The sequence below is a fragment of the Dellaglioa sp. CoH-55-MRSF-7 genome (assembly GCF_056782235.1).
The window spans coordinates 1-334 of sequence record NZ_JBXAYI010000111.1 but is presented as its reverse complement, the minus strand read 5'-3'; the positions used below and the strand labels follow the sequence as shown (position 1 = coordinate 334).

Annotated in this window: 1 protein-coding gene; it reads left to right on the top strand. The window is 57.2% G+C overall.

Annotation, left to right across the window (positions count from 1 at the left end; translation table 11 throughout):
- A partial coding sequence (locus AC1RPU_RS08085; protein ID WP_481769657.1) for a hypothetical protein occupies nucleotides 1-334 on the top strand: 334 nt, incomplete at both ends.

Below are 334 nucleotides of genomic sequence, written 5' to 3'. Positions count from 1 at the left end.
CCTCAAGTTCTTTGCCTCGAACTTCGTCAGTTACTTCATCGACGACTTGGTGATTCAGAGCGTATCCGGTGCGGACCCTACGCGGCCCCTTGGCGCGGGTGTGTGGCCGACTCCTGAAACTGAGCCTGCTATATCAGCACGTCGTATTTACGCAGTGAACGCCACAGGTAACGGATCGCTCACTCAGTGGACGCCATCGGGCGCTGAGCCTAACTGGCAGTCTGCTACGGATACGACCGGCGCTAACTACGTGACGGCTAATGCCACTGGTCAGACCGATACCTACAAGTGGAACATTCCTGCTGTGTCCGATGTTCGCGCGGTAGTCATGCGC